We start from the raw sequence: 9397 nt of genomic DNA, 5'->3' as shown, positions 1-9397 counted from the left end.
AGCGGGCCATAGAAATGACGCTGGCCGCAGGCCCTAGAGGTGGATTCCGGCTTGACAGAAACAAGGGCAACGATGCGCGTGCTGCGATCGAGCGGCGCGGGAAGGAGAAGACCATGTCCCCCAAGGCACCAAAGAAGCGTTCCATGTCCCCCAAGGCACCGAAGAAGCGTTCCAAAGCGCTGAGCGCACCCCGGCGGGCGCAGAAGGCGATGCCGCGCGAGGCGCGGGCCATGTACGCCGAGATTCAACAGGGCATCAGGCACCTGGAACAATCGATCGGTGAGATCCAGCGGGGCTTGCGCAAGGCGGAGCATAAGCTCGAGGCCGATGCGCGCGCGCGGATTCGCGAATTGCGCCAGGACGCGCGGACTCACTTGAGCCTCTTGAAGTCGAAGCAGCGCGAGGCCGCAGGTACCCTCAAGCGCGTGTCCAGCGCCGCCGGCGGCTCGTGGGCAGACGTCAAGCGTACGGTGGATTCCGTCCTCGTCGATGCCCGAGCCACCGCCACCGCCGCCGTCAAGCGCTTCCGCGGCGCGTTGGGCGGCTAAACGCGGGTGGATGCCTGAAAAGGGAGGGTGCATGAATGATCGATCCACCGCGTTGCTCCTGATTGCCGTGGCGCTGGCGGGATACGGCGTGTACATCGCGGGCTACGTGCCCGCGATGCTGGTGGGCCAGCCCGTGCCGTTGCTGCTGATCGGCTTCGTCCTGCAAGCGGTGTGTGCGCTCGTGGCCGCGGTCGGCGTGTGGCGCGGCTGGCCGTGGGCCGCCGGCGTGGTGGTGCTGCTGGGGGTGAGCATCGCAGCCACGTGGCTCATCGAGGGGTTCGTCCTCGGCATCGTCGCCTATCTGCACGCCCTGCTGGTCGCGGTGCTCGCCATCGTCGTCGCCTTGATCATCGCGGCGTACGTCAACCGCCAGCACGGACCGCGGATCGACTGATCGGGGCTGCGCCCAGCGTCTCTTCTATGGGCCGCTCCCGTTGGTCGCTATGCGGTGCCGTCGCAAGAACTCACGCGTAACCTGTTCTCACTCGCAAGCGCCTAGCGTCGGGCGCCGGCTTGGGCTCGCGCTGCGCCGACTAACCGCTCAGCTCAGCTCCGCTCCCCGCAACGCCGCAGCTCGAGTTGGGCGTCGTGCAGCTGCTGCAACGGGCCTATGTGTCCGACGGTGATCACCATGGCGCCGGGGAGCTCCTCGCGCAGGATGCGGTAAAGGTATAGCGCCGACTCATCGTCGAGGCCGGAGGTCGTTTCGTCGAGGAAGATGAGGTCGGGCCGTTGCAACAACAGCCGCGCGAAGGCCAGCCGTTTCTGTTCTTTGAGGGAGAGCCGCTGTGACCAGTTTTGCTCGTCGTCGAGGCGGCTGGCGAGATGCGCCACGCCGCACAGGGCGAGGGTCCGCTGAAGATCGGCGTCGGTTGGGAGGCCGCTACCTTCCGGCCCGATGGGCGCTCTAGAGTAGGCCGCTTCACCGTCGCGCTCGGCCAGGCCGGCGTGCTGGGCACTGCCGATCTGGCTCGGGTCCCACTGCAGGTCGTCACCCGCAAGGCGCGCGTCGACTTGCGGGTAGGTGAGCGCTTGGCGCAAGGTCCCGACAGGAAGATACGGTTTCTCCGGCATGATCACCTCGCGCCCAGTATCGGGAATCTCGATGCGGCCCTTGCCGTATGGCCAGATGCCGGCGATGGCACGCAGCAGCGTCGTTTTGCCCGCGCCGGCAGGACCGACGATGAGCAACGAGCGGCCCGGGAGCACCGTGAAGCTCAGGGCGCGCAGCAGCGGAGCCCCGCTGGGCAGATCGATGTCGAGATCGTCGACATGCAGTGCGAGGGTCGGCGCGCGCCGGACCTCGATGCGGCGCTCCACGCTCCCACACGTTGCCGGGTTGCGCAGGGCGCGCTCGAAGCCGATGAGCCGATCGACGGCGGCACGCCAGCGGGCGATGTCGGGATAACTGTTGACGATGAAGCTCAGCGCGCCCTGCACTTGCCCGAAGGCCTGCGCCGTCTGCATGAGGCCGCCGAGCATGATCTGGTGCGCGAAGTAGCGCGGCGCAGCGACGAGCAGAGGAAACACCAGCGCCAGCTGCCCGTAGATCCAGGTGAACGCGCTCAGCCGCTTCTGTCGCCGCATGATCGCCCAGTAGTTGCGCAGAATGCGCGTGAAACGCTCGCGGAAGCGGACCTGCTCGTTGGCCTCGCCGCGCGTCAGGGCGATGCTCTCGGCGTTGTCGTGCACCCGCGCCATGCTCAAGCGGAAATCCGCCTCGTAGCGCTGCAGGTCGAAGTTCAGCCGCACCAGCGGTGCGCCGATGCGCAGCGCCAGCCAAGTGCCGAGACTGGCGTAGAGCAACGCCGCCCACACCATGTATCCCGGAATGCTGACCGCACCGAGCGGCCCGAGCGGGACCAGTAGCGATCCGGAGAGACTCCAGAGGATCGCGATGAACGACACCAGCGTCACCGCTGAGGTGAGCATCCCCAGCGTCATACTCAGGGTGTATACGACGAAGAGCCCGATGTCCTCGCTGATGCGCTGGTCCGGGTTCTCCGACACTGCACCGAGGAGAGCACCACGGTAATACGAGTGGTCCTTGAGCCAGGCCGCCAGAAACGACTCCGTGAGCCAGCGCCGCCACCGGATCTGCAACATCTGGCCGAAATAGACCTGGTACACCGCGCACACCACGTTGGCGGCGGTCAGCCCGAGGAAGATCAGCAGCTGGCGAAAAAACTCAATGGCGTCGAATTCCTGCAGCGCGTTGTAGAACGCCAGGTTCCAGTGGTTGACCAGCACGGCGATGTAGATCGAGCCGAGCGACAGCCCGACGACCAGCGCCAGCAGCCCACGCGCCACCCACTTTTCTTCCGACACCCAATATGGCCGCGCCAGCGACCAGATGTCGGCCACAAACGACCGGCCCCGCACGTGCACGACAGTCGCTTAGGGCAACCTGGTGACACTCATCGCCCGGCGGACGGCTCGCTGCTGCGGATCTCCAGGCGCAAGAGCATGCGGGCGTTTTCCAAGAAGCTCTCCACCGTGGCGCGCGCGCGATCCGGGTCGCCTTCGACGAGAATGACGCCGAGCGGCTGGGCCATCAGCTGCGCGAACTGCTCCATGAAGCGGTGCAGATCCAGCGGACGGTGGCACAGCGGGCTCAACTGGCCGCTGTTGAGGAACACATGCTCCGCGATCCGGTGCCGGAACTCGGCAGCTGCCAGGTCGATCGCCATGAGTGTCTGCACCGCCGTGTTTCCAATCTCCATCGTTCATCCTTTCTCAGCCGCGCTGCCGCGACCCCGCATGATTCGTCTTCAACGACCAAACCGGCCCTCACTGCTATACTACGTCAAACAGAAAGATTCCGGGAGACCTACCACTCCGCGCGCTACGACGTCGCGTTAGACCTCGCTTTCCGCCGATTGATTGCCTCTGATTCCAAGCGGGGCTACCCTCCGAACATGGTAAACGCCTTCGGACGTTGGGTTTACCGTGGGGAGGATTTCGTCCAGATGATCTCACGTTCATGGTTCGCGTCGCCAGCGCAGACGTCGGGACAACGAGACACATCTCTGCACGGCTTTTGGGATAGGCCGCTGCCGGATCTGCTTGGACTGCTGCAGGCAACGCCGGCCGGCCTGACTTCCGATGAGGCGACACGGCGACTGCGCCTCTATGGCCCAAACAGCTTTGTGCGTGAGTCGCGCTTCGCAGGGCTGATCGGTTTTCTCCGCTTCTTTACCAATCCCCTCGTCATCATCCTTCTCGTAGCCAGCGCCATTACTCTCGCGCTCGGTGACCCGGTCGGCGGACTGATCATCATCTCGATGGTTCTGCTTAGCGTGCTGCTGAACTTCTTCATGGAGTTCCAGGCTCGACATGCGGTGGAGGAGATTCGCAAGCAAGTCGCCACAACGGCTGCCGTTGTGCGTGACGGGCGAGAACAGGAACTGCCGGTAACGGAACTGGTCCGCGGGGACATTGTCAGGTTCAATGCCGGAGACCTCGTGCCGGCGGACGCGCGTCTGTTGGAAGCGAAGGACCTCCACGTGCGTGAGTCGGCCCTCACCGGAGAGTCTTTGCCCGTCGAGAAGACAGCGAATGATCTTCCCGAGGGGAAGCACGGCGTTGCCGACGCGAGCAACAGCGTTTTCCTGGGCACTGCTGTGCAGACGGGGATTGGCACCGCGGTCATCGTGTGCACAGGGAGAGACACCGCTTTCGGCGAGATTGCCCAGCGCTTGGCGATGCGGCCGCCGGAGACCGAGTTCGGCCGTGGCATACGCCACTTCGGGCTGATGATCACACGGGTGATCATGCTGCTCGTGCTGTTCGTTCTGCTGGTCAACCTCGTTCTCAAGCGCGCGCTGCTGGAGTCTTTTCTCTTCTCTGTCGCACTCGCAGTCGGGATGACGCCTGAGATGATGCCGATGATCATCACGGTCACACTGGCCCGAGGCGCGCGGCGGATGGCCAGGAAAAAGGTTCTCGTCAAGCAACTGGCGGCCATAGAGGACTTCGGCAGCGTGGAGATCCTCTGCAGCGACAAGACGGGTACGCTGACCGAAGGCGAGATCGTGCTCGACCGGCACGTGGATGTCCAAGGCAAGGATGACGACAGTGTCCTGCGGTTCATCTACCTGAACAGTTACTTTCAAGCGGGCATCAAGAGCCCCTTGGACGACGCGGTCTTGAAACACGAGCACCCTGCCATCGCCGAGTATGAGAAGGTGGACGAGATCCCTTTCGACTTCAACCGCAAACGTCTTTCGGTGGTGGTGCGGCGAGGTGACGAGCACCTCCTGGTCACCAAAGGCGAGGCGGAGAGCGTCTTTGCCATCTGCCAGACTGTGACCATCGATGGGGCGCCCCAGCCGTTCGACGAGAGCCGCCGAGCTCAGGCGGCTGAGACCTTCCAAAAGCTGAGTGCCGACGGGTATCGCACGCTTGGAGTCGCAGTGCTGCAGGTGGCGAAGCAGGATGTCTACACCGCGGTGGCCGAACAGGGTATGACGCTGGCCGGGTTCGCGGCCTTCCTTGACCCTCCCAAGGAGGGCATTCTTTCCGTTCTCGAGGCGCTGAGACAGAATGGCGTCTCCGTGGTCATCATGACCGGCGACAACCAGTATGTGACCCAGAAGGTGGCGCGCGACGTGGGTCTAGAAGCAGACCGCATCGTCACCGGGAACCAGATCGACACGATGGATGATGCCGCCGTGGCCTACCAGGCGGAGAACGGCGCCATCTTTGCCCGCGTGTCTCCTGAACAGAAGAACCGGGTCATCCTCGCCCTGAAGGCACGTGGGCACGTCGTCGGGTACATGGGTGACGGCATCAACGACGCCCCGTCGCTGCACACCGCGGATGTTGGCATTTCCGTCGTCAACGGCGTGGAGGTAGCCAAGGACGCCGCGAAGATCATCCTGCTCGAGAAGGATCTTGCGGTCTTGAACGACGGGGTCGTCGAGGGGCGGCGCAGCTTCGCCAACATCATGAAGTACATCATCATGGGGACGAGCTCGAACTTCGGCAACATGTTCAGCATGGCCGCCGCGTCGCTCTTCCTGCCATTCCTGCCTATGCTGCCGACTCAAATACTGCTGAACAACTTTCTCTATGATGTCTCGCAGATCAGCCTCCCCAGCGACAATGTTGATCCCGCCCTGCTGCACCGGCCCAAGCGTTGGCAGATCGCGTTCATTCGCCAGTTCATGATGATCATCGGTCCAATCAGCTCGATCTACGATTTCCTCACGTTCGGGGTACTCCTCTGGGTGTTCCACGCTTCCACCAACGCGCCACTCTTCCACACCGGCTGGTTTGTGGAGTCCCTGGCAACACAAACGCTCGTGGTATTTGTCATCCGGACGGCAGGCAACCCGCTCAAGAGCCGTCCCAGCCGGCCGTTGCTGATCAGTGTCTTAGCCGTCGTGGCGATCGCCGTTGTGCTGCCGTACACGCCGGTCGGGAGCCTGCTGCGGTTTACGCCACTACCGGTGTCGATGTTGGCTACGATTGCGTTTCTCGCCGCGACCTACCTTTTGGTGGTACAGGCCGTAAAGTCGTGGTTCTATCGGCGACACGCACTGCTTTGATTGGAGGGCGTGCGGATCGATGGCCACGGGTGGCTGGCCACGGGTGGATTTCTGGCTTCGGTTTGCATAACCTTGTCGGGCTCGATCCTTCCAACTCCCTCGCTGCTCCAGGGTAGGGATGGACGGACCGTAGGGCGCGCGCGACGGCCGAAGCGAGCAGGAGACAATGGCGAACCCACCAACCGACAACGCGGCGGCAGGTCCTGCTGGCGACGGGTCCAAGAGCTCGAAAGACACTGCTTCCGGTCAGCGGCGTATACGGCCGCGGCCCTGGTGGCTGATCTTCCTGGTCGTCATGACGGCCAACTACATGGTGATGCGCGTGTTCTTCCCGGAGCCATCCTCGATTACGGTCTCCTATACGTTCTTCAAGAAGCAGGTCGAGGCAGGCAATGTCGAGAAGGTCACCAGTGTGGGCGATTCGATCCGCGGTCGCTTCAAGTCGGAAGTCACCTATCCACCCCAGGAGTCGCCGGCGTCGAGCTCCAAAGCGCCGGCGTCGCCTCCCTCCGACCAACCGAAGCCGCGCACTTCGACGCTGTTCAAGACGCAGCGGCCGGTCTTCGCCGACCCGGGTCTCGAGGGGCTGCTCGAAGAGAAGAGTGTGGTGATCGAGGCCGTGGACGAGAGCGGTTCATCCTGGTTCAACCTGCTGGTCGGCTTCGGTCCGACCGTGCTGCTGATCGGTGCCTTCGTCTGGCTCAGTCGGCGCGCCGCAGCGGCCGGCGGCGGCATGTTCAGCCTCGGGCGCAGCCGCGCCAAGCGCTACAGTGAAGAGCAACCGAAGGTCACCTTCGACGACGTCGCCGGCATCGATGAGGCCGAGAACGAGCTGATCGAGATCGTCGACTTCCTGAAGAACCCGGCCAAGTACCAGCGGCTCGGCGGCACCGTGCCGAAAGGCGTGCTGCTGGTCGGCGCGCCCGGAACCGGCAAGACGCTGCTGGCGCGGGCGATTGCTGGACAGGCGGGCGTCCCCTTCTTCAGCCTCAGCGCCTCCGAGTTCGTCGAGATGATCGTCGGTGTCGGCGCGTCCCGCGTACGCGACTTGTTCAGGCAGGCTCGGGAGGCCGCGCCCTCCATCATCTTCATCGACGAATTGGACGCCATCGGCCGCACGCGTGGCAGCGGCGCGCAGCTCGGCGGCCACGACGAGCGCGAGCAGACATTGAACCAGATCCTGACCGAGATGGACGGCTTCGATTCTCGGGAAGGCGTCATTGTCTTGGCCGCCACCAACCGCGCCGACGTGCTGGACCTGGCACTGCTGCGACCGGGCCGCTTCGACCGCCGCGTCGTCGTGCAGCGTCCCGACCGCGCCGGCCGCGCCGCGATTCTCAAGGTGCACACCAAGAACGTTCCCCTGGCGCCGGATGTCTCTCTCGAGCGCATCGCCGCCGAGACGCCCGGTCTGGTCGGCGCCGAGCTGCGCAACTTGGTCAACGAGGCCGCTCTGCTGGCAGCGCGTAAGGACGCGAGCGCCGTCCGCTCAGAGGACTTCGGGGAGGCGATGGAGAAGATCACCCTCGGACCGGCGCGCAACATTCTGTTGAACCCGGCCGATCGGGAACGTACCGCCTACCACGAGGCGGGCCACGCACTGCTCGCACTGCTGGTGCCCGGCAGCGACCCGGTTCACCACGTCTCGATCGTGCCACGCGGCATGGCGCTGGGAGTGACGTATCAACTCCCCGTCGACGATCGTACCAGCTACCCCGAGGACTACCTGCGGGCGCGAATCACCAGCACGCTGGGCGGCCGGGCGGCGGAGAAGCTGGTCTACGGAGTGGTGACGACAGGCGCCGAGAACGACCTCCAGCAAGTCACCGAGATTGCCCGCCACATGGTGTTGCGCTGGGGAATGAGTGAGAAGCTCGGCCCGATCAGCTTTGTCGCGCCCCAGGACGAGGGCTTGCCGCCGGCCTTCCAGCACCAGCCCTACAGCGAGGCAACCTCGGAGCTGATCGACGCCGAAGTCCGTCGCATCGTCGAGGAGAGTCACCGTGAAGCCGACCGGCTGTTGGCCGTGCACCGCGGCAAGCTGGACGCTCTTGCCCAAGCCCTGCTGAAAGCCGAATCCCTCAACGAGAAGGAGGTCCGGGAAGTCACCGGCCTGGCCGAGCCGCCCGGCCAAAAGGAGGACACGTCCTCACGCCTACAGGCAGGCACGAAATAGCGCCCTTCACCTCGCTGCGGAGACACCGCAGGTTCCTGCCTACTAAACCGACTCTGAGTCAGCGCCCGTCGCCGAGCAGACTACATCGCGGGCCTGGGGATGTCCCGAGGCCTGTGAAGTAGAGATGGCGGTTCCTTTTCCCCGGGTCGTTGTCCTACCCGAACCACCGTGTGATCGACCAGCCGGTCAAGATACCGGCGACGAATGCGAGTAAGACGATGACGTGAGAGTGGGGCGCTGCTCGTGCGGTCTCGGCCTGCTCAGCCACCTGGCTCCGCAACTCGGTGATCGTGGTGTCGCGGCCACCGATGATGCCGTTATCGCTGCCGCGCATGCAAGGCATCAAGAACGCGCTCGGCGTCTCACTGAACGACCTCGTACTCACGGCCGTCGCGGGTGCGGTGGGTCGTTACCATGTGCGCTGCGGCGCCCCGCTCGAGGAGCTGGAATGCGTGGTACCGATGAACCTCCGGCAAGCGCATGAGCGCGAGCTGCCCGGTAACCGCATTGGCCTCTTTGTCGTCCCCCTGCCGGTCGGCGAGCCGGACCCCTTGCAACGGCTCAAAAAGATCTGCAGCCAGACCACGGCAGCGAAGACAAACGGCGGCGGTTCAGCCTCTCAATTCCTGCTGCAGGCCTTGCCGTTCATTCCCGGCGTGGCTTTCCGCGCGGCTTCATAAGCGCTGCGCGGCAAGATCGGCCTCATCTGTACCAACGTACCCGGGCCGCGTACGCTACGCTACCTTGACGGGGCGAAGGTGGACGCGATCTATCCCTTCTTACCCGCGATGTTCGGTATCCCGCTCACGGTGGCGTTGCTGTCCTACGGCGATACGTATGCCGTCGGCATCGATACAGACGATGCGGCCATTACGCGTCCGGAGCTGTTGTCGCGGTACTTTGGTGATGCCGTGGATGAAATCGAACGCCGCGCGCTGCCGCAGCACAATGGCCACGCTCGGCCTTCCCAATAGAGATCGTCCTGGCGCGCAACGTCTGATGTGACAGCAACGCGCGCCGCCGAACTGCCAGCTGTTCCCGTCGTACGCCGGCACCGCTTCTTTCTTTGAATCGTTCCCCCATGCCAGTGTGAACGGCGCTTCGGACCGCTATCGAGATCT

Annotated in this window: 7 protein-coding genes and 1 pseudogene; 5 read left to right on the top strand and 3 right to left on the bottom strand. The window is 64.2% G+C overall.

Annotated elements, in window-relative coordinates:
• Together VF515_21360 and VF515_21355 are read left to right on the top strand one after the other, a co-directional pair.
• A partial coding sequence (locus tag VF515_21360; protein ID HEX7410177.1) for a hypothetical protein occupies positions 1–548 on the top strand: 548 nt, incomplete at its 5' end.
• Positions 549–579: 31 nt separating this feature from the next.
• Positions 580–942 carry a hypothetical protein gene (locus tag VF515_21355; GenBank protein ID HEX7410176.1) on the top strand — a complete coding sequence of 121 codons (363 nt, stop codon included), beginning with the start codon at positions 580–582 and terminating at the stop codon, positions 940–942.
• A gap of 152 nt (positions 943–1094) precedes the next feature.
• Here VF515_21355 and VF515_21350 read toward each other — a convergent pair whose 3' ends face one another.
• Positions 1095–2936 carry an ABC transporter ATP-binding protein/permease gene (locus VF515_21350; protein ID HEX7410175.1) on the bottom strand — a complete coding sequence of 614 codons (1842 nt, stop codon included), beginning with the start codon at positions 2934–2936 and terminating at the stop codon, positions 1095–1097.
• Between the two features lie 29 nt (positions 2937–2965).
• The gene (locus VF515_21345) at positions 2966–3271 is read right to left on the bottom strand and encodes a hypothetical protein (GenBank protein HEX7410174.1); all 306 of its coding nucleotides are present in this window, start codon (positions 3269–3271) and stop codon (positions 2966–2968) included.
• A 246-nt stretch (positions 3272–3517) separates the two neighbouring features.
• Between VF515_21345 and mgtA the strand changes: the two genes are divergently transcribed.
• Both mgtA and ftsH read left to right on the top strand, forming a co-directional pair.
• On the top strand, positions 3518–6100 hold the full coding sequence (gene mgtA / locus VF515_21340) for a magnesium-translocating P-type ATPase (protein HEX7410173.1): 2583 nt from the start codon (positions 3518–3520) through the stop codon (positions 6098–6100).
• 166 nt (positions 6101–6266) lie between these two features.
• A complete protein-coding gene (gene ftsH / locus VF515_21335) occupies positions 6267–8276 on the top strand; it encodes an ATP-dependent zinc metalloprotease FtsH (protein HEX7410172.1) in 2010 nt (669 codons plus the stop codon).
• A gap of 154 nt (positions 8277–8430) precedes the next feature.
• On the opposite strand, the gene VF515_21330 is transcribed toward ftsH, so the two are convergent.
• Positions 8431–8610 carry a hypothetical protein gene (locus VF515_21330; protein ID HEX7410171.1) on the bottom strand — a complete coding sequence of 60 codons (180 nt, stop codon included), beginning with the start codon at positions 8608–8610 and terminating at the stop codon, positions 8431–8433.
• Here VF515_21330 and VF515_21325 point away from each other — a divergent pair.
• Positions 8585–9250, top strand: a pseudogene (locus tag VF515_21325) (WS/DGAT domain-containing protein). The gene VF515_21330 and the pseudogene VF515_21325 overlap by 26 nt on opposite strands.
• Positions 9251–9397 lie beyond the last annotated feature (147 nt).

This window comes from Candidatus Binatia bacterium (assembly GCA_036382395.1).
Classification (GTDB): Bacteria; Desulfobacterota; Binatia; order HRBIN30; family HRBIN30; genus JAGDMS01.
This window is presented reverse-complemented; position numbering and strand designations above follow the sequence as displayed.

Coding starts and splice junctions, on each gene's coding strand:
- VF515_21355 (HEX7410176.1), top strand. CDS start 580: ATGAATGATCGATCCACCGCGTTGCTCCTGATTGCCGTGGCGCTGGCG.
- mgtA (HEX7410173.1), top strand. CDS start 3,518: ATGATCTCACGTTCATGGTTCGCGTCGCCAGCGCAGACGTCGGGACAA.
- VF515_21345 (HEX7410174.1), bottom strand. CDS start 3,271: ATGGAGATTGGAAACACGGCGGTGCAGACACTCATGGCGATCGACCTG.
- VF515_21330 (HEX7410171.1), bottom strand. CDS start 8,610: ATGCGCGGCAGCGATAACGGCATCATCGGTGGCCGCGACACCACGATC.
- ftsH (HEX7410172.1), top strand. CDS start 6,267: ATGGCGAACCCACCAACCGACAACGCGGCGGCAGGTCCTGCTGGCGAC.